Genomic DNA, 23,000 nt, shown 5'->3' on the forward strand with positions numbered 1-23,000 from the left:
CTGCGGCGCCGTCCTGGCCGGTCGCGCAGTTCCCCGCGCCCCTTCAGGGGCGCGCTGTCGAACCGTCGCGATTTCAGGGCACCCTGTACGTCTCCCCGTACACCTGCCACCGCAGCGGCGGAGTGAGCTTGAGGTTCCCGTCGTACAGGAACTGCCGCTGGGCCGTGTCGATACGGCTGGTGTCGGTGCCGGGACGTTTCTCCTTCATGGCCTCGCGGCGGATGTCGAGGAAGATGTCCAGGTACGCCTTCTCGGAGCCGCCCTGGGCCGGTGAGTCCGCCTCGCGCAGGGCACGCTCGCGCAGGACGTAGAAGCCGTCGTCGTCGATGCCGGGGCCGTGGAAGACCATTGCGTCGTAGTAGATGAACTGGCCCAGAGTGCCGAGGCCGTCGAGCTTGGCGAGGCGGACCGCCGGTTCGAAGTAGGCGCGGTCGCGCTCGGCGAGCTGCGCCTCCTGGAACGCCGGCTGCCGGGCCTCCGCCTTCCAGGCGGCCGTGAAGCCGGGGTCGAGACCCTCGTGCGAGTCGGTGCCGTCGACCGCGCGCAGGGCGGGCAGGTACTTGGCGAGCCCGTTGTCCGGATGCCCGTCGGTGTAGCGCTCGACCAGGGTGCGCAGGTCGTTCGTGCCGGTGCAGAAGCCGATGATGCCGGCCGTGTAGCCCTGGCCGTCGCCGATGTCCTCGATGTAGCCGAAGGTGGTGCGCCAGTTCAGGGTCGAGTTCTCGGCGCTGGAGACCAGTTGCTGGGCCAGTGCCTTCTTCGCCGGGGCGGCCAGGCCGGGCGGCAGGCCCGCGATCAGCTTGTCGTCGGCCGCCCGCTCCTGCTCGGCGCGGCTCTTGGCGTCCTGGCGGGTGGTCTGCTGGGCGGTGACGACGGGCGGCTCGGCCGGGCTGTCGGCGGAGTCGGTCGGGGCGAGGAAGTAGGCGGCCGCGGTGATGGCCACGGGGACGGCCGCGAACAGCAGGATGCCGGTACGTCTCACTGGGCCACGCCTCCACCGGTCAGCTCGGACACCTTGGCGAACGCGGCCGCCGCCAGCAGCACCAGCACACCCGCACACGCGACCGCCTGGATCAGGGCCTGCCGCGGCCCGCGCGGGGCGTACGCGTAGGCGAACGTCACCGCCGCGCCGGTCAGCAGACCGCCGAGGTGGCCCTGCCAGGAGGTGAGGCCGGCGGACAGCAGCAGCCACAGCAGCAGGAAGACCATGAACCGGTTGACGGACCGCATGTCGGCGCCGACCCGCCGGGCGAGGACGTAGTACGCGGCGCCGAGCCCGAAGATCGCGCCCGAGGCGCCGACCGACTCCACGTTCACCTCGGTGAGCAGCAGCTCGAAGACCGAGCCGCCCAGGGTCGCCAGCAGATACAGGGCGACATAGCGGATCCGGCCCAGCATGGGCTCCACGACCCGGCCCAGCTGCCACAGCGAGAGCATGTTCATCACGATGTGCAGCAGCCCGAACGTGCCCTCCGTCGGCGGCAGATGCAGGAAACCGCCGGTGAGCAACCGCTCCCACTGCCCGGCGACGACGCCCTCGGCGTGGAAGTCCGACGGGTACCCGGACTGGTAGAGGTAGAAGCCGCCGTCCGGCCCGACCAGCCGGGCGCTGAGCATCGAGAACCGGTCAAGGATCTCCGGGCGCACCACCTCGGCCAGATAGGCGAGGACGTTCAGCCCGATGAGCACCGACGTCACCAGCGGGGTCGCGGCGATCCGGCCGCCGACGACCGTCCGGGCCTGCCGCACCGACCGCGCGCCGTCCTTCACGCACTCCACGCACTGGTGGCCGACGGACGCCTCGCGCATGCAGTCCGGGCAGATGTACCGGTCGCAGCGGGTGCAGCGGACGTGGGACTCGACCTTGGGGTGGCGATAGCAGGTCGTGACGGTGGGCTGGGGCGACTCGGACTGGGGCGACTCGGACTGGGTGGACTCGGACTCCACAGCCGGCTCCTCGGAGAACTGGACGAACGGTGAGCCGGTGGGGACGGCGGCGAACAAAATATCGAACACCTGTGGACCGAGGGAGGGGCGGGGCCCATGGTGTCGTAATCTCGGCAGCCAGTGTGACGCGCGAGGGGGAAAGCATATGGCTGCGATCAGTCTGAGCAAGGTGGAGGAGACCGCGCCCGCGCTGGTCAGCCTGTACAAGAGCGCCGGGGTGTCGCTCCGCAAGCACGGGCTCGACGGGGTGCGGGCGGCGGTCTATCTCGTGGTCGACTACTCGGGTTCGATGAAGCCGTACTACAAGGACGGCAGCGTGCAGGCGCTCGCCGACCGGGTGCTCGGGATGTCGGCGCACTTCGACGACGACGGCACGGTTCCGGTGGTCTTCTTCTCCACCGACGTCGACGCCGTCACCGACATCGCGCTCGCCGACCACCGGGGCCGTATCGAGCGGATCGTGGCCGGGCTCGGGCACATGGGCAAGACCAGTTATCACCTGGCCATGGACGCCGTCATCGACCACTACCTGGACAGCGGCTCCACGGACCCCGCCCTGGTCGTGTTCCAGACCGACGGCGGCCCCATCAACAAGCTCGCCGCGGAACGCTATCTGTGCAAGGCCGCCCGGCTCCCGCTGTTCTGGCAGTTCGTCGGGTTCGGGGACCCGACCAGCAAGCAGTTCGACTTCCTGCGCAAGCTCGACGACCTCGCCGTGCCGCAGAAGCGGGTGGTCGACAACGCCGGGTTCTTCCACGCCGGCGCGGACCCGGGCAGGGTCTCCGAGGCGGAGCTGTACGACCGCCTCGTCGGGGAGTTCCCGAAGTGGCTGGTCGCCGCGCGGGCCCAGGGGATCGTACGGCCGTGACGGCCCGGGTTTCCGGCTTGTCCGCACCGTTGGCCGGGCCCCCACCCCCGTGACACCCTGAGGTGATCCGACGGGAGGGGCGACGGTCCATGGACGGCGCGGGATCGGGCAACGGGGTGGCTGCGGGGCGAAGGTCCGCACCGCCGGGGAAGGGCGAGCGGGTCGCCGACTGGGCGGACGGGCGGCTCGGGATCTACGCGCTGGCCAAGGCCAACATGCGCAAGGTCTTTCCGGACCACTGGTCGTTCATGCTGGGCGAGGTCTGCCTCTACAGCTTCCTCGTACTGATCCTCACCGGCGTCTACCTCACCCTGTTCTTCGAGCCGAGCACCGCCGAGGTCGTCTACAACGGCACCTACGAGCCGCTCAACGGCGTCCTGATGACCCGGGCCTACGAGTCCACGCTCGACATCAGCTTCGACGTGCGCGGCGGGCTGCTGATCCGGCAGATCCACCACTGGGCGGCACTGGTCTTCGTCACCGGCATGCTCGTGCACATGATGCGGGTGTTCTTCACCGGCGCCTTCCGCAAGCCGCGCGAGCTGAACTGGGTGTTCGGCTGGACCCTGCTGATGCTCGGCATCATCACCGGCCTGACCGGCTACTCCCTCCCCGACGACCTGCTGTCCGGCACCGGCCTGCGGTTCGCGTACGGCGCGATCCTGTCGGTGCCGATCGTGGGGACGTATCTGGCGTTCTTCCTCTTCGGCGGGGAGTTCCCCGGCGAGGACTTCATCGCGCGGCTGTACCCGGTGCACATCCTGCTGCTGCCCGGGATCATGCTGGGCCTGGTCGTCGCCCATCTGATCCTGGTCTTCTACCACAAGCACACGCAGTACCCGGGTCCCGGCCGCGACCAGAAGTCGGTCGTCGGCATGCCGTTCCTGCCGGTGTACATGGCCAAGGCGGGCGGCTTCTTCTTCCTGGTCTTCGGTGTGCTGGCGCTCATGGGCGGCGTCGCCAGCATCAACCCCGTGTGGGCGTTCGGGCCCTACCGGCCCGACCTGGTGACCACCGGCGCCCAGCCGGACTGGTACCTCGGCTTCTCCGAGGGCCTGATCCGGGTGATGCCGGGATGGGAGCTCAACGCCTGGGGCCACACCCTGGAACTGGGCGTCTTCATCCCCTTCTCGCTCTTCCCGCTGATCCTGCTCGCGCTCGGCCTCTATCCCTTCCTGGAGGCATGGGTCACCGGCGACAGACGGGAGCACCACATCCTCGACCGGCCGCGCAACGTGCCCGTGCGCACCGGGCTCGGCGCGGCCTGGCTGAGCCTGTACGCGGTGCTGCTGATCGGTGGCGGCAACGACATCGTGGCCACGCATCTGCATCTGTCCATCAACGTGATCACCTGGTTCGTGCGGATCGCGGTGTTCGTGGTGCCGGTGCTGACCTATCTCGTGACCAAGCGGATCTGTCTCGGGCTGCAACGCCGGGACCGGGACAACGTGCTGCACGGCAGGGAGACGGGCACGATCAAACGGCTGCCGCACGGCGAGTACATCGAGGTCCACGAGCCGCTCACGCAAGGTCGGCTGCACACCCTGACCCAGCACGAGCAGCATCCGCCGTACGAGATCGGGCCGACGGTCGACGCGAACGGCGTCCGGCGCCGGGTCACCCCGTCCCAGCGGGTGCGGGCCCGGCTGGCGCGGGCGATGTTCGGGTCCGCGTCGCGGATCGAGAAGCCGACGGTGGAGGAGTACCGCGAGGTCACCAGCGGCGAGCACCACTGAGCACCTCGGCCCGGCACTCCTGCGGGCCGCCCCACGCGGTGCGCAGGACGCGGGCCTTGGTCAGCCACAGAGACAGGTCGTACTCCGCGGTGTAGCCGATCGCGCCATGCAGCTGGAGCGCGGTCCGGGCGGTGGCGTACGCGGCCTCGCAGGCCGTGACCTTGGCGGCGGCGACGTCGGCCGGGTCCATGGTGAGGGCGGCGCCGAACAGCAGGGGCCGGGCGAACTCCAGCGCCACCTTCGCGTCCGCCAGGCGGTGCTTGACGGCCTGGAAGGAGCCCACGGGGACGCCGAACTGGGTGCGCTGCCCGACGTGGGCGACGGTCCGGTCGAGCAGGGCGAGGCCGATGCCGAGGGCCTGGGCCGCCGTGGCCAGACGGGCCCGTACGAGCGCTTCGGCGGTGGGCGGGTCGGTGCCCAGGAGTTCGCCGCCGGGGTCCAGCGGGGTGAGGCGGCGGGCCGGGTCCAGGGAGGCGCGCACCGGGCCGTGGCCGGGGGCGAGGCGCAGGCCCTCGGCGGTGAGCGCGAGACGGGTCGCGGCCACGTCGCCGTCCAGGGCGTACGGCGTCCGCCACGCCAGCGTCGCCATGGCATCCCCAGCTGCCAGAGCCGGCAGCAGCCGCTTGGCCGGGCCGGGGTCCGGCAGGGCGGCGAGCAGTGCCGCCGCCGCGACCGTCTCCACCAGCGGCCCCGGCACCGCGTGGCGGCCCAACTCCACGAAGGCGACGGCGAGTTCGACGGGTCGCACCCCCAGCCCCTCGTGGACCTCGGGCACCGCCAGCGCGAACACTCCGGCATCGGCGACCCGCGACCACAGCGCCCGGCCACTCGCGTGCTCGCCCCGGCTCCACTCCCGCACCACCGACGGTGTGTCCGCCGCCGTCAGCATCGCGTCCAGCGAGCCGGCGAAGGCGCGCTGCTCGGCGTCGAGGAGGAACCTCATCAGCGGCGCCCCTTCGGCAGGCCGAGCAGCCGCTCGGCGATGATGTCGCGCTGGATCTCGTTCGTCCCGGCGTAGATCGGCCCGGCCAGGGCGAAGACATAGCGCTCGGACCAGTCGGAGTCGGCCAGCTCGCCGTCGGCGCCCAGGAGGTCGAGGGCCGTCTCGTGCAGCGCGATGTCGTACTCCGACCAGAAGACCTTGTTCAGGCTGGACTCCGGGCCGATGGACTCGCCGTCGAGGAAGCGGGAGGCGGCGGCGTAGGTGAAGAGCTGGTAGGCGCGGGCGCCGATCAGGGCGTCGGCCACGCGGTCACGCGCGTCCCGGGGGCTGCCCTGGGACTGCCAGAGGCGGTGCAGCCGGTCGGCGCCCGCGAGGAAACGGCCGGGGGAGCGCAGCATCAGACCGCGTTCGTTGCCCGCCGTCGACATCGCGATCCGCCAGCCCTGGCCGGGCCCGCCGATGACGTCCTCGTCGGGCACGAACACCTCGTCCAGGAACAGCTCGGCGAAGGCGGGCTTGCCGTCGAGACGCGCGATGGGGCGGACCGTGACCCCGGGGGCGCACAGGTCGAACATCAGGTACGTCAGGCCCTGGTGGGGTCTCGGGGTGTCCGGGTCGGTGCGGAACAGGCCGAACGCGCGGTCGGCGAAGGCGGCCCGCGAGGACCACGTCTTCTGGCCGCTGAGCAGCCAGCCGCCGTCCGTGCGCACGCCCCTGGACCGCAGCGAGGCGAGGTCGGAGCCCGCCTCCGGCTCCGACCACGCCTGCGCCCAGATCACCTCGCCGGTGGCCATGGACGGGAGCACGCGCGCGCGTTGCTCCTCGGTGCCGTGGTCGAAGAGGGTCGGGGCCAGCAGGCTGACGCCGTTCTGACCGACGCGGCCCGGCGCCCCCGCCGCGTAGTACTCCTCCTCGAACAGCAGCCAGCGCATCAGTGAGGCGTCCCGGCCGCCGTACTCGGCCGGCCAGTTCACCACCGACCAGCGGCCCGCGGCGAGTTCGGCCTCCCAGACCCGGTGCGCCGCGAAACCCTCCTCGGTCTCCAGGGAGGGCAGCGGAGCGGGCGGCACATGCGCGTGCAGCCAGGCACGGGCCTCGGCGCGGAACGCCTCGTCCTCGGCCGAGTGACGCAGATCCACGGTCGCGCTCCCTCCCTGCGGGGCCTGTCGGTCTTCCCTAACAAGTGTTTGGTAGGTTAGCGTGCTGCCATGACAAACGTCGAGGCACCGACGTACGTTCCCGGGCACGGACTGCTCCGTGGGCGCACCGCCGTCATCACCGCGGCGGCCGGTGCCGGCATCGGCGGCGCTACCGCCCGACGCTTCCTCGAAGAGGGCGCGCGCGTGCTGATCAGCGACGCGCACGCGCGGCGGCTGAAGGAGCACGAGGCCGAGCTGGCCCGGGAGTTCGAGGGCGCGGTCAGCTCCGCGGTGTGCGACGTCACCGACGAGACACAGGTGCGCGCGCTGTTCGACACCGCCGTGCGGGAGCACGGCCGGCTCGACGTCGTCGTCAACAACGCCGGCCTCGGCGGGACTTCTCCGCTCGCCGACATGACCGACGAACAGTGGTCGAAGGTCCTCGACGTCACCTTGAACGGCACCTTCAGATGCACCCGGGCCGCCCTGCGCCGCATGCGGGACACCGGCGGCGGCGTGATCGTCAACAACGCCTCCGTCGTCGGCTGGCGCGCCCAGACCGGACAGGCGCACTACGCCGCCGCCAAGGCGGGCGTGATGGCGCTGACGCGGTGCGCGGCGATCGAGGCCGCCGAGTACGGAGTGCGGGTCAACGCGGTCTCGCCGTCCCTCGCCATGCACCCGCACCTCGCGAAGGTGACGACCCCCGAACTGCTCCGGGAGCTGACCGCGCGGGAGGCGTTCGGGCGGTACGCCGAGCCCTGGGAGGTGGCCAACGTGATCGTCTTCCTGGCCTCGGAGTACTCCTCGTACATGACCGGGGAGATCGTCCCCGTCAGCAGCCAGCACGCCTAGGACGACAATGGACCCGTGCCGACCAAGAAGAAGCCCCAGGTGACCGCCGCGGCCGCCCGGCGTCGCGAACTCCTCGAAACCGCCGCCGAGGTCTTCGCCGAGCAGGGCTACAACGCCACCACCGTACGCAAGATCGCCGACCACGCGGGCATGCTCGCGGGCAGCCTCTACTACCACTTCGACTCCAAGGAGTCGATGCTGGAGGAGATCCTGCGGACCTTCCTCGACGAGCTGTGGAGCGGCTACGACGCCGTCCTGGAAGCCGAGCTGGGCCCCCGCGAGACGCTGGAGGCGCTGGTCACCGAGTCGTTCCGGGAGATCGACCGGCACCGGGCCGCCGTCGCGATCTACCAGAAGGAGAACCGGCAGCTCGTCGCGCAGGAGCGGTTCTCGTTCCTCGCCGAGTCGCAGCGCAAGTTCGAGAAGGCTTGGCTGTCCACGCTGGAGCGCGGGGTCGCGGCCGGGGTGTTCCGCTCCGACCTCGACGTCCGGCTCACCTACCGGTTCGTGCGCGACACGGTGTGGGTCGCCGCGTCCTGGTACCGGCCGGGCGGACAGCACAGCCCCGAGGAGATCGCCCGGCAGTACCTGTCGATGGTGCTGGACGGGATCGCCGTACGCACGTAACCCACTGTTCCCACCGGGGAGTTGCCATGGCCGAGGCCTACATCGTCGAAGCGGTCCGTACGCCCGTCGGGCGGCGCGGAGGAGGACTCAGCGGGGTCCATCCGGCCGACCTGGGCGCGCATGTCCTCAAGGCGCTGGTGCAGCGCGCGGGCATGGACCCGGCGGCCGTCGAGGACGTCGTCTTCGGCTGTCTGGACGCCGTCGGGCCGCAGGCCGGGGACATCGCGCGGACCTGCTGGCTGGCTGCAGGACTGCCCGAGGAGGTGCCGGGCGTGACCGTGGACCGGCAGTGCGGCTCCTCGCAGCAGGCCGTGCACTTCGCCGCGCAGGGCGTGCTGTCCGGCACCCAGGACCTGGTGGTCGCGGGCGGCGTGCAGAACATGTCGATGATCCCCATCGCCTTCGCCACCCGGCAGGCCGCCGAGCCCCTCGGGCTGACCGCGGGGCCCTTCGCGGGCAGCGAGGGGTGGCGGGCGCGGTACGGGGAGAAGCCGGTCAACCAGTTCGTCGGCGCCGAGATGATCGCCGGCAAATGGGGGATCACCCGGCAGGACCAGGAGGAGTTCGCGCTGCGCTCGCACCGGCGGGCCCTGCGCGCGATCGACGAGGGCCGCTTCGAGCGGGAGACCGTGGCGTACGGCCAGGTCGGCGTCGACGAGGGGCCGCGCCGGGACACCTCGTTGGAGAAGATGGCCGGGCTGAAGCCGGTCGTCGACGGCGGCACGATCACCGCCGCGTGCTCCTCGCAGGTCTCAGACGGCGCGGCGGCGATGCTGCTGGCCTCGGAGCGGGCGGTGCGCGAGCACGGCCTCACGCCCCGGGCCCGGGTGCACCACCTCTCGGTGCGCGGTGAGGATCCCATCCGCATGCTCACCGCACCGATACCCGCCACCGCCCACGCCCTGAAGAAGACGGGCCTGTCGATCGACGACATCGACCTCGTCGAGATCAACGAGGCCTTCGCGCCGGTCGTCCTGGCCTGGCTGAAGGAGACCGGCGCGGACCCCGACAAGGTCAACGTCAACGGCGGCGCGATCGCCCTGGGGCATCCGCTGGGCGCGACGGGCGCGAAGCTGATGACGACCCTGCTGCACGAACTGGAGCGCACCGGCGGCCGGTTCGGGCTCCAGACGATGTGCGAGGGCGGCGGACAGGCCAACGTGACGATCATCGAGCGGCTGTGAGACGCCTGGGGGAGTGCCGCGAGGGGGCTCAGGGCGGCCGCGGGCCCGCGGTGGCCGGTCGCGCCCACGCGGCGAAGCCGCATGTCGATACAGCCCCGCGCCCCTTCGGCGGCGTTGCCGGGCCGTGCCGTCAGAGCACTGCCAGTCGCTCCCGTGTCTCCTCCGCCTCCTTCATGATCCGGTCCACCAGTTCCGCGCACGACGGCAGGTCGTCGATCAGGCCGGCGACCTGTCCGGAGGCCATCACGCCCAGGTCCGTGCGGCCGTCCACCATGGATGCCCTGAGCAGCATCGGGGTGTTCGCGGCGAGCAGGACCTGGCTCCAGGTCAGGTCCTTGCCGTGCCGCAGTGCCCGGCCGTCGCGGAGCATGCGGCGCCAAGTCGTGCCGGACAGCTTGCGGTAGCCCGCCGCCCGGCGGACCGCCTGGAGGAACGCCCGCGCGCGGCCGGAGCGCTCCAGCGCGTCGACCAGGTCGGTGCGCAGCATGCGGTGGGGCAGTCCGTCCACGGCCGTGGTGACCGTGACATCCCGTACGGTCGCCGCCAGATACCGCGCCTTCACCGCGTTCGGCACCGTCGAGTCCGACGTCAGCAGGAACCGCGTGCCCATGGCGATGCCGGCCGCCCCGTAGGACAGCGCGGCGACCAGCCCCCGCCCGTCGAAGAAGCCGCCCGCCGCCACGACCGGTATCTCCACGGCGTCCACCACCTGCGGCAACAGCACGGTCGTCGCCACCTCGCCGGTGTGCCCGCCGCCCTCCCCGCCCTGCACGATCACCGCGTCCGCACCCCAGGCCGCGACCTTCTCGGCATGCCGCCGGGCGCCGATCGAGGGGATCACGACCACGCCCGCGTCCTTGAGCTCGGCCATCAGCTCACGGGACGGCGCGAGCGCGAAGGACGCGACCCGCACCCCCTCGTCGATCATCACGCGGACCCGGTCGCCGGCGTCCGAGGCGTCCGCCCGCAGATTCACCCCGAACGGCGCGTCCGTACGGGACTTCACCTCCCGTACCGCCGCCCGCAGCCCGTCGACCGTCATCGTCGCGGAGGCCAGGATGCCCAGCGCCCCCGCGTTCGCCGTCGCCGAGACCAGCCGGGGTCCGGCCACCCAGCCCATCCCCGTCTGCACGATCGGATTGCGCACCCCGACCAGCCGGGTCAGCGGCGTCTCCATCACGCGCCGACCTCCCTGGCGCGGGTGTTCCCCGGGTCGAGCACCTCGCGGATGAGCCGAAGCTCCTCGGCGGTCGGCGGCCGGGTCCGCGGCACCTCGTCCGGGACGGCCAGTTCGAAGGACGTCGCCTCCCTGACCTGCTCCAGGGTGACGCCCGGGTGGAGCGAGGCCAGCCGCATCGAGCGGTCGGGCGTGTCGAAGTCGAAGACACCCAGGTCGGAGACGACACGGGGGATCCGGTGGTACCGGGCGCCCGCCGCGTGGTCGTATCCGACCCCGCACACCATGTCGACCTTCTCGACGAAGACCCGCCGGGAGTGCCTGGGAATCCAGTAACTGGTCGGGTTGTTGAGGGTGTTGACCGGGGCGCCCCGCACCCCGAGCAGCTGCCGCTTCGGCCGCTCCCAGTCGCCGATGCACGAGATGTTCTGGTTGCCGTACCGGTCGATCTGGCTCGCGCCCATCATCACGTGCCGCCGGCCCCCGGTGACCAGGGCGAGGTGCTGCCGGTACGGCAGCCAGCCCTCCACGGTGCCGTCCGGGGTGACCAGCAGCGCCTCGCCGTCGGTCAGCAGCAGGTCCGGCGAGAAGGTCAGGCGTGCCAGCCGGGCCCCGACGGACGGGATCAGGCCCATCGGGCTCGCCAGCACCTCCCCGGCGTCGCGCCAGGCCTCGGCGCAGGCGATCACGCAGTACTCGGCTCGGGTGACCTCCGTCATGACGTCCATTCCCCCTCCCTGACCGCCGACTGGTAGGCCTGCTCGTCCCCGCCGAGGAACTGCGCCGCGAAGTCCGCCCAGGGCGTCGTCGCGTACGCCTTCTGGAAGGCCTCGTCGCGGCCGTAGTCGGGGGCGCAGGACGTGAAGTGCGCGCCGTTCGGGGCCTCGACGACCCCTGTCACCGTGTGTCGCTTGATCAGCAGCGACTGCGGGGCGGCCTCCTTCGTCAGCTCGGCCGTGTCGACGATCCGTTCGCAGGAGAGGTACGCCGTGTCCGCGGCCTCGCAGAAGAGGTCGTCGAAGTAGGGGTCGGGTCCCAGATACCGGCCGTTGCCCTGCCGGTCGGCGCGGCCCACGTGGACCAGGGCCGCGTCGAGCCGCAGGGCGGGCACGGCCACGAACGTCTCCCCGTCGTCGTACGGCGAAGTCACCGTCTGCAGGCCGGAGTTGACCCGCATGACGTCCGAGCCGAGTCCCGCCCGCACCGGCAGGAACGGCAGCCGGTTCGCGGCGGCGTGCAGGCCCCACATGAACATCGCCTCGTCGATCTCCATGAGCTCGAAGGCGCCGCGCTCGCGGGCCGCGCGGTAGTGCGGTTCCAGCGGGATCGAGTCGAGGGTGACGAAGGGGGCGACCAGCTTGCGGATCCGTCCCGCGGCGGCCAGCATCCCGACGTCCGGGCCGCCGTACGAGACGACCGTGAGGTCCGTGACGTCGGAGCGCAGCAGTGCGCGGACCAGGGCCATCGGCTTGCGGCGCGAGCCCCAGCCGCCGATGCCGAGCGTCATGCCGCTGCGCAGCCGCGATGCGACCTCGTCCGCGGTCGTCGTCTTGTCGCTCACTCAGCCACCGTCCCTTCCGAAGGTGTCCCGGACCCGGTCGGCCACCCCGCTGAGCCCCGCCTCGAAGGTGAAGCCCTGCTCGAAGCGGTAGCTGCGGCGGACGTCGACCGGGTCGATGCCGTTGATCGCGGCCTTGGCCAGGCGCAGCAGCCGCCCGTCCTTCGCGGCGATCTCGCGCGCCAACTCCATTGCGCGGGCGCGCAGTTCCTCGCGCGGCACCACCCGCCACACCGAGCCGTGCGCGTGCAGCTCGGCCGCGGTCGCGGTGCGCGAGGTGTAGTACAGGGCGCGCATCAGGTGCCGGGGGACCAGGCGGGCCAGATGGGTGGCCGCGCCCAGGGCGCCCCGGTCCAGCTCGGGCAGCCCGAAGGTGGCGTCCTCGCTCGCCACGATCGCGTCCGCGTTGCCCACCAGGCCGATGCCGCCGCCCAGGCAGAAGCCGTGCACCGCGGCCACCACGGGCACCTCGCACTCGTACACGGCCGCGAAGGCTTCCGCGCAGCCGTGGTTGACGCCGATCAGCGCGTCGTTCCCGCCCCGCTGGAGCTCCTTGATGTCCACACCGGCGTTGAACCCGCGCCCCTCCGCCGCGAGGACGACACACCGGACCTCCGGGTCGCGGCCCGCTTCCCGCACCGCGTCGGCCAGGGCGAACCAGCCGGCCACCGGCAGGGCGTTCACCGGTGGGAAGTCGACCGTGACGACCGCGATTCCTTCTTCTTCGGACCCCTTTTCCGGGGACGAGGTGGAGACACCCATGGCCGCATCAGCTACCTTTCCACCAAACGTTTGTTAGGTGGAAGGGTAGCCGCCAATGGGGCTGGACGGGAAGGTCGTTGTCGTCACGGGGGGCACGCGCGGTGTCGGCGCGGGGGTGACGAGGGCCTTCGCCGAGGCCGGCGCGCAGGTCGTGATCTGTGCCCGCAGACCGCCCGAAGTCCCGCTCCCGGGCGCCGAGTTCAGGCCGCTGGACCTGCGCGACCCGGCTGCCGTACGGGACTTCTTCGCGGCTCTGCCCCGGCTGGACGTGCTCGTCAACAACGCGGGTGGCACGCCGTACCGGAGGTTGACGGACGCGGACGCCGAGCGGCACGCGCACGTCGTCGAACTGAACCTCGTCGCCCCGCTGACGGCGTCGCTGGCCGCGTACGAGCACCTGGAGCGGTCGCGGGGATCCGTCGTGATGATCGGCAGCGTCAGCGGCGGGCGGCCCTCGCCCGGCTCGGCGGCGTACGGGGCGGCCAAGGCGGGCCTGGAGAACCTGGCCCGCTCGATGGCGGTGGAGTGGGCGCCGCGGGTGCGCGTCAACACACTCGTCGTCGGCATGGTCCGCACCGAACTGTCCCACCTGCACTACGGCGGCGAGGAGGGCATCGCCTCCGTCTCGCGCACCGTCCCGCTCGGCCGTCTCGCCGAACCGTCCGACATCGGCGCGGCCGCCGTCTTCCTCGCCTCCGACGCCGCCGCCTACATCAGCGGGGCGAGCCTGCATGTGCACGGCGGGGGCGAACCGCCCGCGTTCCTGGACGCCGCAACGGTCAACAAGGAGGCCTGACATGAGCCGGATGTGCGAAGGACGGGTCGTCGTCGTCACCGGGGCGGGCCGGGGGCTCGGCCGTGCGCACGCGCTCGCGTTCGCCGCCGAGGGGGCGAAGGTCGTCGTCAACGACCTCGGCGTCGGCCTCGACGGCACACCGGGCGCCGACGGCCCCTCCCGGCACGTGGTCGAGGAGATCCGCGCGGCCGGCGGGGAGGCGATCGCGCACGGCGGCGACGTGGCGACGAGCGCCGGGGCCGCGTCCCTGGTGGCGGCCGCGCTGGACACGTACGGCCGGCTGGACACCCTCGTCAACAACGCCGGGTTCCTGCGCGACCGGATGCTGGTCAACCTCGACGAGGACGACTGGGACGCCGTCGTACGCGTTCACCTCAAGGGCCACTTCCTCCCCCTGAAGCACGCCGCCGCGCACTGGCGGGCGGAGGCCAAGGCGGGCCGTACCCCGGCCGCCCGGATCGTCAACACGAGCAGCGGGGCGGGGCTGCTGGGCTCGGTCGGGCAGTCGAACTACAGCGCCGCGAAGGCGGGGATCGTCGGCCTCACCCTGGTCGCGGCGGCCGAACTGGCCCGCTACGGCGTCCAGGTCAACGCGATCGCCCCGGCGGCCCGCACCCGCATGACTGAGCGCACCTTCGCCGACACGATGACCGCCCCCGACTCCGGCTTCGACGCCATGGCCCCCGAGAACGTCTCCCCGCTGGTCGTCTGGCTGGGCGCGGAGCAGAGCGCCGGCGTCACGGGCCGCGTCTTCGAGACGGAGGGCGGCCGGATCACGGTGATGGAGGGATGGCGCCCGGGGCCGAGTGCGGACCAGGGGGCGAGGTGGACGCCGGGGGAGGTGGGAGAGGCGGCACGGAAGTTGCTGGGGGAGGCGGAGACACCGGGACAGGTGTACGGAGCTTGACCGGGACGCCCCTCCAGGGGCGCGGGGAACTGCGCGACAAGCCCCGAACGACCCGCAGCCGCCCGACAACACAACGCGGCACCCCACTAGGCGCTCACGTATCACATTCGAGCACCGTCCGGCACAGCCCGCACCGCGCCCGAACCCGCCCCTTCACCGGCACCCGGATCCGCTGCTGACACGTAGGACACGGAAACGACACCCGCAACGGCCCGTGCCCGTCCGGCGTGAACGTGTACGGAACCCCCGCCTGGGGAGCGGCCCCGGCATGGTCCTGCGCATGCCGCCGGTCCCGGGCGTAACGCCGCCGCCCTGCCCAGCCTGCCGCCGTCAGCGGGGGCTGCTGCTCGTCGTGCCGGGCCTGCGCCACACCCTTGCCGTACGCCGTGTACGCCTGCGGGCTGGTGAACCAGATCGACGGGTCCTCGGCGAAGACCTGCGCCCGCTTGGCGAGGACGTACCCGAACTCCTCCGGCGTCAGATACCCGAGCTTCTGCGAGGACGCCGAGTCCTCCCGGTACGCGTCGAGGAGCAGCCAGCCCGCGCCCAGGTACGTCGTCACCGTGTCCGTGAGGATCTCGTTGTCGCGGGTGCCCGGGAAGGACAGGCCGAGGCGGTGCAGATACACATGCGTCACCTCGTGGGCGAGGGCCGCCCCGATGTCCCGGCGATGGGTGCGGAAGCGGTCGTTCAGCTCGACGAAGTACTCGGGCCCGGCGGCGAGTTCGACGTTCGCCGCGTGGCTCATCTCCCGGAAGCCGACGATCAGCCGGGCGTCCGGCAACCGGTAGTGCCGCACCAGCTCGCGGGCCACCCGCTGCGCGCCCAGATGGAGGTCGTCGGTGTCGCAGAACGCCACGTCGGCCGGGGCCACGCTGGTCGCGAAGGTCTGGACGGTGTCGTACGACAGCCGCCTGTAGAGCGCGGTGATCGAGGCCCGCACCGTCTCCAGATGCGGGAAGCCGTGCTGGACCGGTCCGCCGTTCGCCACGCCGGTACCCCCAAGACGCCTGGAAACCGATTCCACTCTACGGGGATGTGAGGGGATTTTCCCTGGTGGGGTTCCATGCCCGGGACGTGAGATCCGTCCTTGTCATGGACGCCCCTTGATCTTCATACTCCGGGATCGCTCAACCCCCCACGAAAGGACGAATGTTGAGCCATCACATATCCCGGAGAACCGGCATCTCCCTGGCGAAGAGAGCCGCCGCGGTCGGCGCCGTCGCGCTCGCCGTCGCCTCCCTCCAGCCGGTCAGCGCGCAGGCCGCGTCCACCCGTATCGTCGGTGGAACGACTGCCGCGCAGAACGAGTTCCCCTTCATGGTCCACCTCTCGATGGGCTGCGGCGGGGCGCTCTACAAGAAGGACGTGGTGCTGACCGCGGCCCACTGCATGTCGGGCTCCGGCAACAACACCAGCATCACCGTCACCGCGGGTGTCAACGACCTCAACTCCTCGGCTGCCATCAAGGTGAAGTCGAAGAAGGTCAAGGTCGCCCCGGGCTACAACGGCAACGGCAAGGACTGGGCGCTGATCAAGCTCGCCCGGCCCATCGACAAGCCGACGCTGAAGATCGCCACGACGGACCAGTACAACCGCGGCACGTTCACGATCGCGGGCTGGGGTGACACCGAGGAGGGGGCCAACACGGGCACGACCAAGCTGCGTAAGGCCAGCGTTCCCTTCGTCGCCGACCGCGTGTGCAAGCGCCACTACGGCAACCGGCTCGTGTCGAAGGAGGAACTGTGCGCCGGCTGGCAGAGCGGCGGCATCGACACCTGCCAGGGCGACTCCGGTGGCCCCATGTTCCGCAAGGACGACGCGGGCAAGATGATCCAGGTCGGCATCGTCAGCTGGGGCGACGGCTGCGCCCGTGCCGGGGTGCCCGGCGTCTACACGGAGGTCAGCCACTTCGCGAGCGACATCGCCCGCGCGGCGGCCGCGCTGTAGGCAACCGCCGCGGCGAGGTCGTCAGACGGCCCGCAGGACCGGAGTTCCGGCCTCGCCGGACCCGGTCCGGGCCGTCCCTTCCAGCTCCAGCACCCACAGCTCGTTGCCGCCCTCGCGCAGCACGGGCCCCGGCACGAACAGGGTGCGCTGCGGCCCCGCGGACCAGTAACGGCCCAGACCGAAGCCGTTGATCCACACGAACCCGCGGGTCAGGCCCGGCAGCTCCAGACGGGCGTCACCGGCGCCCCGCACCGTGACGGTGCCCCGGTAGAGCCCCGGGGCACCGTCCCCGGGCAGCTCACGGAACGGCACCGCCCGCACCGCCCCGGCGTCCTCCAGCGCCTCCAGCCGCAGCGCACGCGCGCGTACGCCGTGCAGGAACTGCCGCTCGTGCAGGACACCCCCGGTGATCCCCTTGGACTCGCCCAGCCGCGGCCCGTAGTTGACCCTGCCCAGGGACTCCACCCACAGCTCCACGCGCGCGTGCCCGGCGACGGGCTCCTTCAGGCACGGGTCCTCCTCGGTGAGCACCCCGGCCCGCTCCCCGTCGACGTACACCACGGCGAGGTCCCGCAGCCCGCGCACCGTCAGCGGATACGGCTCGCGCGGCCCCGGCACCGTCACCTCGTAGCGCACCAGGCCCCGTTCGACGCCCAGTTCCTCGAAGGTGGCCGGGACGGGACCGGACGCCTCCGGACCGCCCAGCGTCTCCAGTACGTCCGCCAGCGGCGCCCAGCCGGTCAGGACGGCCTCCGCAGGCTCGCCCAACGACGCGGGCGCGGGCGGGACTTCGGGCAGCGGGCCGTCGGCGTACTCGGCGAGGACCTCGCGCAAGGCCCGGAACTTCGCGGTGGGGCGGCCGTACTCGTCGATCGGGGCGTCGTAGTCGTACGACGTCACATCGGGCTCCAGCGGCCCGTCGTGCAGCGCGCCGCCGCCCCGGTTGGCGCCCGCCCAGCCGGCGAAGCTCGTGCCGCCGTGCGCCATGTACAGGTTGACCGAAGCCCCGCACCGAAGGATCTCCCGCAGCGCCGCCGCCGCGTCCCGGGCGTCCCGCACGGCGTGCTCGCCGCCCCAGTGGTCGAACCAGCCGCACCAGAACTCCATGCACATCAGCGGACCTTCGGGGCGGTGCCGGCGCAGCGTCTCGAACGCCACGCGCGCGTGCGAGCCGAAGTTCACCGTCGCCAGGACCCCCGGGACCGAACCGCCGGAGAGCATGTGGTCCTCGGGGCCGTCCGAGGTGCACAGCGGGACCGTGACGCCGAGTTCCCGCAGCAGGTCGGCGAGACGGCGCACATAGGCCGCGTCCGAGCCGTAGCTGCCGTACTCGTTCTCGACCTGCACCATGATCACCGGACCGCCGCGGTCGATCTGCCGGGGCACGATCTCCGGCAGCAGCCGCCCGAACCAGTCCGACACGTGCCCCATATAGCGCTCGTCACGGGTACGCGCGCGTGCGCCGGCCTCGGCCGTCAGCCAGTACGGCAGCCCGCCGTTCTCCCACTCGGCGCAGATGTACGGCCCCGGACGCACGATCGCCCACAGGCCCGCGTCCCGGGCCGCGTCCAGGAACCGGCCGAGCGCGGCCACGTCCCGGGTCCGCCCCGGCGCCGGCTCGTGGAGGTTCCACGGCACATACGTCTCCACGCAGTTCAGGCCCATCGCCCGCAGCATCGCAAGACGGTGCCCCCACTGCGCCTCGTGCACCCGGAAGTAGTGCAGCGCGCCGGACAGCACCCGCACCGGCCGCCCGTCCAGCAGAAAGTCTTCGTCCCCCACCGTGAACTCGCTCATGCGCCCACCCTCGCCTCTGGCGCAGGTCAGGGTCCATGGACAAAGATCGGCGCTGCTTGGACCGAAGACGCGGACGGGAGGTACGGGCATGTACCACACCTGGATGCGGTTCTTCACGCCCGGCCCCGCCCACCACCGCCTCGGCCTCGCCTGCCTCGGCGTCGGCCTCCAGTACGGCGCCCTGCCCACCGTCGGCCCCCGCGTCCTGGACCACCATGTCGCCGTCGTCATCAGCACCGGCGCCGGTTGGTACGCCGACCCCCGAGGCTGCCGTACGCCCGTCACCGCGCCCGCCCTGCTGTGGCTCACCCCCGGCGTCCCGCACCACTACGCGCCCGACCCGGGCACCGGCTGGGACGAGGGCTTCGTCGACTTCACCGGGCCCGCCGCCGCCTCGTACACCGAACTCGGCTACATCGAGCCGGACCGCCCCGTCGTGGCCCTCTCCGACGCTGCGGGACCGCGTGCCGTCATCGGGCGCATGGCCCGCGCCGCCCGCCGCGACAACCCCCTGCTGGAGGTGGAGACCGGCGCCGCCGTGCACGAGCTCCTCGTCGCCCTGCGCCGAGCCCGCGCCGACCTCGCCCCCGACGGCGAGGCGGTCCTCAAGGCCCTCGCCCGCGACGCCTGTCTGCCGCTGACGGTCGCCGACCACGCCGCCCGGCACGGCATGACCCCCGCCGAACTGCGCACGGCCGTCCGCAGGGGCGCCGGATGCAGCCCCAAGGACTATCTGCTCGGCATCCGCCTGGGCCGCGCCAAGGAACTCCTCGCCGCCACCGACCTGCCCGTCGCCGCCGTCGCCCGCCGCGTCGGCTACGACGACCCCGCCTACTTCTCCCGCCTGTTCACCCGCCGGGTCGGCATGGCACCGGTCCGCTTCCGCGCGCAGCAGGGCCGCGCCGTGCCCGGCGGCTGGAGCAACCAGGTCCCCGATCCCGCCGATCCACCCGTGATCGGCCGAACGACGGGCGGGGCGGCCCCGTAGGCTGAGCGCCCATGACCAGCAACACGTCCCCAGGCGACGTCGACCCCGCCGTCCGCGAGGAGCTCGCCCGGCTGCGCGACAGCATCGACAACATCGACGCGGCCGTCGTCCACATGCTCGCCGAACGCTTCAAGTGCACCCAGCAGGTCGGCCACCTCAAGGCCCGCCACCAGCTCCCGCCGGCCGACCCGGACCGGGAGGCCCGCCAGATCGCCCGGCTGCGCACCCTCGCCGAGAACGCCAAGCTCGACCCGGCGTTCGCCGAGAAGTTCCTGAACTTCATCATCGCCGAGGTGATCAGGCACCACGAGAGCATCGCCGAGGACGCCGTCAACGGCGCTGCGCCCACGGCGAACTGACGCCTGCCGGCCGGCCCGGGGGGTGACAGGGCGGCCCGCGCGGGGCATGCTGCGCTGTGCACCGCATGCCAGCTGACGAGCACGCTCCGTCAGCACCCCCGGACATACCCGGTATGTCCACGCGGGAGGGACGTCGGGCCATGCCGTCGGATGCCAAGATCCTCATCGTCGACGACCACGAGGAGACGCTGTACGCCCTGGAGAGCGCCCTGGCCCCGCTGGGCTACCGGCTGGCCCGCGCCACCAGCGGAGACGAGGCGCTCAAGCAGGTGCTCCGCGGCCAGGTCGGCCTCCTGCTCCTGGACGTCCGCATGCCGGGCGTCAGCGGCCTGGACGTGGTGCGGTACATGCGGCGCGTGGAACAGACCCAGAACATTCCGGTCATCCTCCTCACGGGCTTCGGCGCCGACCACGAACTCACCGCCACCGCCTTCGGACTCGGCGTCGCCGACCTCATGATGAAGCCCACCGACCCCTGGGCGCTGCGCACCAAGGTCCGCTACCTGTACGACGCCTACCAGCGCCACCAGGCCCTGGAGGAGGAGGTCCGCGAGTTACGGGCCCTGGTCAAGGGCCACGCCGACGCCCCTGAGCGCCCCGGGCGCCCGGCGCTGCCGCACCCCGAGACGCGCGTCCCGCCCCAGCGCGACAGCCCCGCCGCGAAGAATCGGGCATAGCGCACGTACTGATCCACCCCTGTGCCTGGTCAGCGGCATCAGGCAGCATGTCGTTCATGTCCGTACTGACGCGCAACGAAGCGCAGACTCGTGCCCAGCTCCTCGACGTCCATCGCTACACCATCGAGCTCGACCTGACGACCGGGGACGAGACCTTCGACTCCCGCACCGTCATCGCGTTCACCGCGCGCACCGACGCGGACACCTTCGTCGAGGTCAAGCCGGCCGAGCTGCGCTCCGTCACGCTGGACGGCAGGCCCCTGGACCCGGAGACCCTGGACGGGAACAGACTGCCCCTGAAGGGCCTGGCCGCCGGTGAGCACGAGCTGCGCATCGACGCGGCCATGCGCTACTCCCGCACCGGCGAGGGCATGCACCGCTTCACCGACCCCACCGACGGCGAGACCTACGTCTACACCCAGCTGTTCATGGAGGACGTCCAGCGCGTCTTCGCCGCCTTCGACCAGCCCGACCTCAAGGCCGTCTTCGAGCTGTCCGTGACCGCCCCCGAGGGCTGGAGCGTGCTGGCCAACGGCCGCACCGAGCACACCGGCGATGGCCGCTGGCAGGCCACGCGCACCCCGTTGATCTCCACGTACCTCGTCGCGGTCGCGGCCGGCCCCTGGCACTCGGTGCGCACCGAGCACCGCGACCTGCCCTTCGGCCTCCACTGCCGCCGCTCGCTCGCCCCTTACCTGGACACGGACGCCGACGAGCTCTTCGAGGTCACCCGGCAGTGCTTCGACCGCTTCCACGAGAAGTTCGACGAGCCCTACCCCTTCGACTCCTACGACCAGGCGTTCGTCCCCGAGTTCAACGCCGGCGCCATGGAGAACCCCGGACTGGTCACCTTCCGCGACGAGTTCGTCTACCGCTCCGCCGTCACCGACACCGAGCGGCAGACCCGCGCCATGGTCATCGCCCACGAGATGGCCCACATGTGGTTCGGCGACCTCGTCACCCTGCGCTGGTGGGACGACATCTGGCTGAACGAGTCGTTCGCCGAGTACATGGGCTACCAGACCCTCGCCGAGGCCACCCGCTTCACCGACACCTGGGTCGACTTCGGCGTCGCCCGCAAGGCCTGGGGCTACGAAGCCGACCAGCGGCCCTCCACCCACCCCGTGGCCCCCGAGAACGTCCACGACACAGCCTCCGCCATGCTCAACTTCGACGGCATCTCCTACGCCAAGGGCGCCTCCGCGCTGCGCCAGCTGGTGGCCTGGCTCGGCGAGAAGGACTTCCTCGCCGGCATCAACACCCACTTCGAGAGGCACAGGTTCGCCAACGCCACCCTCGCCGACTTCATCGACTCCCTCGCCTCCGCGACCGACCGCGACGTCCACGCCTGGGCCGACAGCTGGCTGCGCACCACCGGCGTCGACACCCTCACCCCGCAGATCGCACCCGGCGACAACGGCACCTACAGCCTCACCGTCGACCAAGCGGGCAGCCGCCCGCACCGCGTCGCCGTCGGCCTGTACGACCAGGACCTGGGAGACGACGAGGGCCGCCACCTGACCCTGCGCCGACGCCTGGAGATCGACGTCCCGCAGAGCACGCCGCTGCCCATCGGCAAGCGCCCGGCCCTGCTGGTGCTCAACGACGGAGACCTGACCTACGCCAAGGTCCGCTTCGACGCCGAGTCCTTCACGACCCTGCGCGAGCGCCTCTCGGGGCTGCCCGACCCGCTCACCCGCGCGGTCGTCTGGAACGCCCTGCGCGACGCCGTCCGCGACGGCGAACTGGCCGCCACCGCCTATCTGGAGGCCGCCCGCGCCCACCTGCCCCGCGAGACCGACCTCGCCGTCGTGCAGGGCGTCCTGGCCTTCGCCGTCGGCCAGGTCACCGACCGCTACCTGCCCGCGGAGGAGCGGCCCGCCGCCCTGGCCACCCTGTCCGCCCTGTGCCGCGACCTGATCCGGCGCACCGAGGACGGCGACAACCCCGGCCTGCGGCTCATCGCCGTACGCCACTTCATCTCCGTGGCCGCGCACCCCGACACGATCGCCGCCTGGCTCGCCGACGGCACGGTGCCCGGCGGACCCGAGCTCGACCCCGAGCTGCGCTGGCGGGTCATGGGCCGCCTCGCCGTACTCGGCGCCGTCGACGAGGCCGCCATCGCCGCCGAGCTGGAGCGCGACCAGAGCGCCAGCGGGCAGGAGGGCGCCGCCCGCTGCCGGGCCGCCCTGCCCGACGAGGAGGCCAAGGCCAGGGCGTGGGAGGCGCTGTTCACCACCGACGAGAGCAGCGACCTGTCCAACTACCTCTTCACCGCGACCGCCATGGGCTTCTGGCAGCCCGAACAGGCCGACCTGGTGAGCCCGTACGTGGCGCGCTTCTACAAGGACTCCGTCGCCCTCGCCGCCCGCCGCGGCCCCGCCATCGCGGAAGCCGCGGGCCGCTACGCCTTCCCGGTGCACGCCGTGGACGCCGAGGCCCTCAGGCTGGGGGAGGAGTGCCTGCGCGACGGCGATCCGATCCCGGCCCTGCGACGCCGGCTCGCCGACCAACTCGACGACCTGGCAAGGGCGTTGAGGGTGCGGGAGGGCCGGACGCACTAGTACGTCCGACGTAGGGGGCGCCGTCCCTGCGGGCGCCCCTTACTCCGCCGAAGTCCGCACACCGAGTCCGACACGCTTTCCTCGCACGGAAGTACCCCCTTTCGGGTTCCGGTCATTGGGCTTTTCGGGCGGCGTCGTCCATCCGGGTACAAGCTGGAAGTCCTTC

22 protein-coding genes are annotated in these 23,000 nt (G+C 72.0%); 12 read left to right on the top strand and 10 right to left on the bottom strand.

Features of this window, described 5'->3' with window-relative positions:
* Nucleotides 1-73: 73 nt before the first annotated feature.
* Entirely contained in the window at nucleotides 74-982 is a 909-nt protein-coding gene (locus CP983_RS32260) for a chitosanase (RefSeq protein ID WP_150503504.1), read from the bottom strand.
* Nucleotides 979-1,947 (bottom strand): rhomboid family intramembrane serine protease, encoded by a 969-nt coding sequence (locus CP983_RS32265; protein ID WP_229914980.1) that lies wholly within the window; start codon nucleotides 1,945-1,947, stop codon nucleotides 979-981. The genes CP983_RS32260 and CP983_RS32265 overlap by 4 nt, the downstream gene beginning before the upstream one ends.
* A 145-nt stretch (nucleotides 1,948-2,092) precedes the next feature.
* Here CP983_RS32265 and CP983_RS32270 point away from each other — a divergent pair, with 145 nt between their 5' ends.
* Nucleotides 2,093-2,815, top strand: coding sequence for a vWA domain-containing protein (locus tag CP983_RS32270; protein WP_030948600.1), 723 nt, complete (start codon nucleotides 2,093-2,095; stop codon nucleotides 2,813-2,815).
* Nucleotides 2,816-2,904: 89 nt separating this feature from the next.
* Complete coding sequence (qcrB, locus tag CP983_RS32275) at nucleotides 2,905-4,551, top strand: cytochrome bc1 complex cytochrome b subunit (RefSeq protein ID WP_150503506.1); 1,647 nt, start codon at nucleotides 2,905-2,907, stop codon at nucleotides 4,549-4,551.
* On the opposite strand, the gene CP983_RS32280 is transcribed toward qcrB, so the two are convergent.
* Nucleotides 4,529-5,494 (bottom strand): acyl-CoA dehydrogenase family protein, encoded by a 966-nt coding sequence (locus tag CP983_RS32280; protein ID WP_150503508.1) that lies wholly within the window; start codon nucleotides 5,492-5,494, stop codon nucleotides 4,529-4,531. The genes qcrB and CP983_RS32280 overlap by 23 nt on opposite strands.
* Complete coding sequence (locus tag CP983_RS32285; RefSeq protein ID WP_150503510.1) at nucleotides 5,494-6,633, bottom strand: acyl-CoA dehydrogenase family protein; 1,140 nt, start codon at nucleotides 6,631-6,633, stop codon at nucleotides 5,494-5,496. Before CP983_RS32285 ends, CP983_RS32280 begins: the two co-directional genes overlap by 1 nt.
* 69 nt (nucleotides 6,634-6,702) lie before the next feature.
* Here CP983_RS32285 and CP983_RS32290 point away from each other — a divergent pair, with 69 nt between their 5' ends.
* From CP983_RS32290 to CP983_RS32300, 3 genes are read left to right on the top strand one after another with little or no spacing between them, the layout of a single operon-like run.
* Nucleotides 6,703-7,488, top strand: coding sequence for an SDR family oxidoreductase (locus CP983_RS32290; RefSeq protein ID WP_150503512.1), 786 nt, complete (start codon nucleotides 6,703-6,705; stop codon nucleotides 7,486-7,488).
* Between the two features lie 15 nt (nucleotides 7,489-7,503).
* Nucleotides 7,504-8,115 carry a TetR/AcrR family transcriptional regulator gene (locus tag CP983_RS32295; protein ID WP_030951508.1) on the top strand — a complete coding sequence of 204 codons (612 nt, stop codon included), beginning with the start codon at nucleotides 7,504-7,506 and terminating at the stop codon, nucleotides 8,113-8,115.
* Between the two features lie 26 nt (nucleotides 8,116-8,141).
* On the top strand, nucleotides 8,142-9,299 hold the full coding sequence (locus CP983_RS32300; RefSeq protein WP_107907099.1) for an acetyl-CoA C-acetyltransferase: 1,158 nt from the start codon (nucleotides 8,142-8,144) through the stop codon (nucleotides 9,297-9,299).
* Between the two features lie 130 nt (nucleotides 9,300-9,429).
* On the opposite strand, the gene CP983_RS32305 is transcribed toward CP983_RS32300, so the two are convergent.
* The 4 genes from CP983_RS32305 to CP983_RS32320 are packed head-to-tail and all read right to left on the bottom strand — an operon-like array spanning nucleotide 9,430 to nucleotide 12,796.
* Nucleotides 9,430-10,476, bottom strand: a complete 1,047-nt coding sequence (locus CP983_RS32305) for an NAD(P)H-dependent flavin oxidoreductase (RefSeq protein WP_150503514.1) — start codon at nucleotides 10,474-10,476, stop codon at nucleotides 9,430-9,432.
* Nucleotides 10,476-11,195 (bottom strand): CoA-transferase subunit beta, encoded by a 720-nt coding sequence (locus CP983_RS32310; protein ID WP_150507013.1) that lies wholly within the window; start codon nucleotides 11,193-11,195, stop codon nucleotides 10,476-10,478. Before CP983_RS32310 ends, CP983_RS32305 begins: the two co-directional genes overlap by 1 nt.
* Nucleotides 11,192-12,037 (bottom strand): CoA transferase subunit A, encoded by an 846-nt coding sequence (locus CP983_RS32315; protein WP_150503516.1) that lies wholly within the window; start codon nucleotides 12,035-12,037, stop codon nucleotides 11,192-11,194. The genes CP983_RS32310 and CP983_RS32315 overlap by 4 nt, the downstream gene beginning before the upstream one ends.
* On the bottom strand, nucleotides 12,038-12,796 hold the full coding sequence (locus CP983_RS32320; protein WP_125527000.1) for an enoyl-CoA hydratase family protein: 759 nt from the start codon (nucleotides 12,794-12,796) through the stop codon (nucleotides 12,038-12,040).
* Nucleotides 12,797-12,851: 55 nt separating this feature from the next.
* Between CP983_RS32320 and CP983_RS32325 the strand changes: the two genes are divergently transcribed.
* Nucleotides 12,852-13,592 (top strand): SDR family oxidoreductase, encoded by a 741-nt coding sequence (locus CP983_RS32325; RefSeq protein WP_150503518.1) that lies wholly within the window; start codon nucleotides 12,852-12,854, stop codon nucleotides 13,590-13,592.
* A gap of 1 nt (nucleotide 13,593) precedes the next feature.
* A complete protein-coding gene (locus CP983_RS32330) occupies nucleotides 13,594-14,499 on the top strand; it encodes an SDR family oxidoreductase (RefSeq protein ID WP_150503520.1) in 906 nt (301 codons plus the stop codon).
* Between the two features lie 94 nt (nucleotides 14,500-14,593).
* Here CP983_RS32330 and CP983_RS32335 read toward each other — a convergent pair whose 3' ends face one another.
* The gene (locus CP983_RS32335) at nucleotides 14,594-15,490 is read right to left on the bottom strand and encodes a hypothetical protein (protein WP_107907103.1); all 897 of its coding nucleotides are present in this window, start codon (nucleotides 15,488-15,490) and stop codon (nucleotides 14,594-14,596) included.
* Between the two features lie 161 nt (nucleotides 15,491-15,651).
* On the opposite strand from CP983_RS32335, the gene CP983_RS32340 reads away from it, so the two are divergent.
* Entirely contained in the window at nucleotides 15,652-16,449 is a 798-nt protein-coding gene (locus CP983_RS32340) for a S1 family peptidase (RefSeq protein ID WP_107907104.1), read from the top strand.
* A gap of 21 nt (nucleotides 16,450-16,470) precedes the next feature.
* On the opposite strand, the gene CP983_RS32345 is transcribed toward CP983_RS32340, so the two are convergent.
* Nucleotides 16,471-18,246 carry a glycoside hydrolase family 35 protein gene (locus CP983_RS32345; protein ID WP_150503522.1) on the bottom strand — a complete coding sequence of 592 codons (1,776 nt, stop codon included), beginning with the start codon at nucleotides 18,244-18,246 and terminating at the stop codon, nucleotides 16,471-16,473.
* Nucleotides 18,247-18,334: 88 nt separating this feature from the next.
* On the opposite strand from CP983_RS32345, the gene CP983_RS32350 reads away from it, so the two are divergent.
* From CP983_RS32350 to pepN, 4 genes are all read left to right on the top strand, one after another.
* The gene (locus CP983_RS32350) at nucleotides 18,335-19,234 is read left to right on the top strand and encodes a helix-turn-helix domain-containing protein (RefSeq protein ID WP_150503524.1); all 900 of its coding nucleotides are present in this window, start codon (nucleotides 18,335-18,337) and stop codon (nucleotides 19,232-19,234) included.
* Nucleotides 19,235-19,245: 11 nt separating this feature from the next.
* Nucleotides 19,246-19,593 (top strand): chorismate mutase, encoded by a 348-nt coding sequence (locus CP983_RS32355; protein ID WP_107907105.1) that lies wholly within the window; start codon nucleotides 19,246-19,248, stop codon nucleotides 19,591-19,593.
* A gap of 140 nt (nucleotides 19,594-19,733) precedes the next feature.
* Nucleotides 19,734-20,270, top strand: a complete 537-nt coding sequence (locus CP983_RS32360) for a response regulator (protein WP_150503526.1) — start codon at nucleotides 19,734-19,736, stop codon at nucleotides 20,268-20,270.
* Nucleotides 20,271-20,326: 56 nt separating this feature from the next.
* Nucleotides 20,327-22,834, top strand: coding sequence for an aminopeptidase N (gene pepN / locus CP983_RS32365; protein ID WP_167537796.1), 2,508 nt, complete (start codon nucleotides 20,327-20,329; stop codon nucleotides 22,832-22,834).
* Nucleotides 22,835-23,000: the final 166 nt, after the last annotated feature.

Source organism: Streptomyces chartreusis (genome assembly GCF_008704715.1).
Classification (GTDB): domain Bacteria; phylum Actinomycetota; class Actinomycetes; order Streptomycetales; family Streptomycetaceae; genus Streptomyces; species Streptomyces chartreusis.

Excerpts from the sequence above, each read along its gene's own strand:
- CP983_RS32270 (WP_030948600.1), top strand. The coding sequence starts at position 2,093 with ATGGCTGCGATCAGTCTGAGCAAGGTGGAGGAGACCGCGCCCGCGCTG.
- qcrB (WP_150503506.1), top strand. The coding sequence starts at position 2,905 with ATGGACGGCGCGGGATCGGGCAACGGGGTGGCTGCGGGGCGAAGGTCC.
- CP983_RS32280 (WP_150503508.1), bottom strand. The coding sequence starts at position 5,494 with ATGAGGTTCCTCCTCGACGCCGAGCAGCGCGCCTTCGCCGGCTCGCTG.
- CP983_RS32290 (WP_150503512.1), top strand. The coding sequence starts at position 6,703 with ATGACAAACGTCGAGGCACCGACGTACGTTCCCGGGCACGGACTGCTC.
- CP983_RS32300 (WP_107907099.1), top strand. The coding sequence starts at position 8,142 with ATGGCCGAGGCCTACATCGTCGAAGCGGTCCGTACGCCCGTCGGGCGG.
- CP983_RS32305 (WP_150503514.1), bottom strand. The coding sequence starts at position 10,476 with ATGGAGACGCCGCTGACCCGGCTGGTCGGGGTGCGCAATCCGATCGTG.
- CP983_RS32310 (WP_150507013.1), bottom strand. The coding sequence starts at position 11,195 with ATGACGGAGGTCACCCGAGCCGAGTACTGCGTGATCGCCTGCGCCGAG.
- CP983_RS32320 (WP_125527000.1), bottom strand. The coding sequence starts at position 12,796 with ATGGGTGTCTCCACCTCGTCCCCGGAAAAGGGGTCCGAAGAAGAAGGA.
- CP983_RS32325 (WP_150503518.1), top strand. The coding sequence starts at position 12,852 with ATGGGGCTGGACGGGAAGGTCGTTGTCGTCACGGGGGGCACGCGCGGT.
- CP983_RS32330 (WP_150503520.1), top strand. The coding sequence starts at position 13,594 with ATGAGCCGGATGTGCGAAGGACGGGTCGTCGTCGTCACCGGGGCGGGC.
- CP983_RS32340 (WP_107907104.1), top strand. The coding sequence starts at position 15,652 with ATGTTGAGCCATCACATATCCCGGAGAACCGGCATCTCCCTGGCGAAG.
- CP983_RS32345 (WP_150503522.1), bottom strand. The coding sequence starts at position 18,246 with ATGAGCGAGTTCACGGTGGGGGACGAAGACTTTCTGCTGGACGGGCGG.
- CP983_RS32350 (WP_150503524.1), top strand. The coding sequence starts at position 18,335 with ATGTACCACACCTGGATGCGGTTCTTCACGCCCGGCCCCGCCCACCAC.
- CP983_RS32355 (WP_107907105.1), top strand. The coding sequence starts at position 19,246 with ATGACCAGCAACACGTCCCCAGGCGACGTCGACCCCGCCGTCCGCGAG.
- CP983_RS32360 (WP_150503526.1), top strand. The coding sequence starts at position 19,734 with ATGCCGTCGGATGCCAAGATCCTCATCGTCGACGACCACGAGGAGACG.
- pepN (WP_167537796.1), top strand. The coding sequence starts at position 20,327 with ATGTCCGTACTGACGCGCAACGAAGCGCAGACTCGTGCCCAGCTCCTC.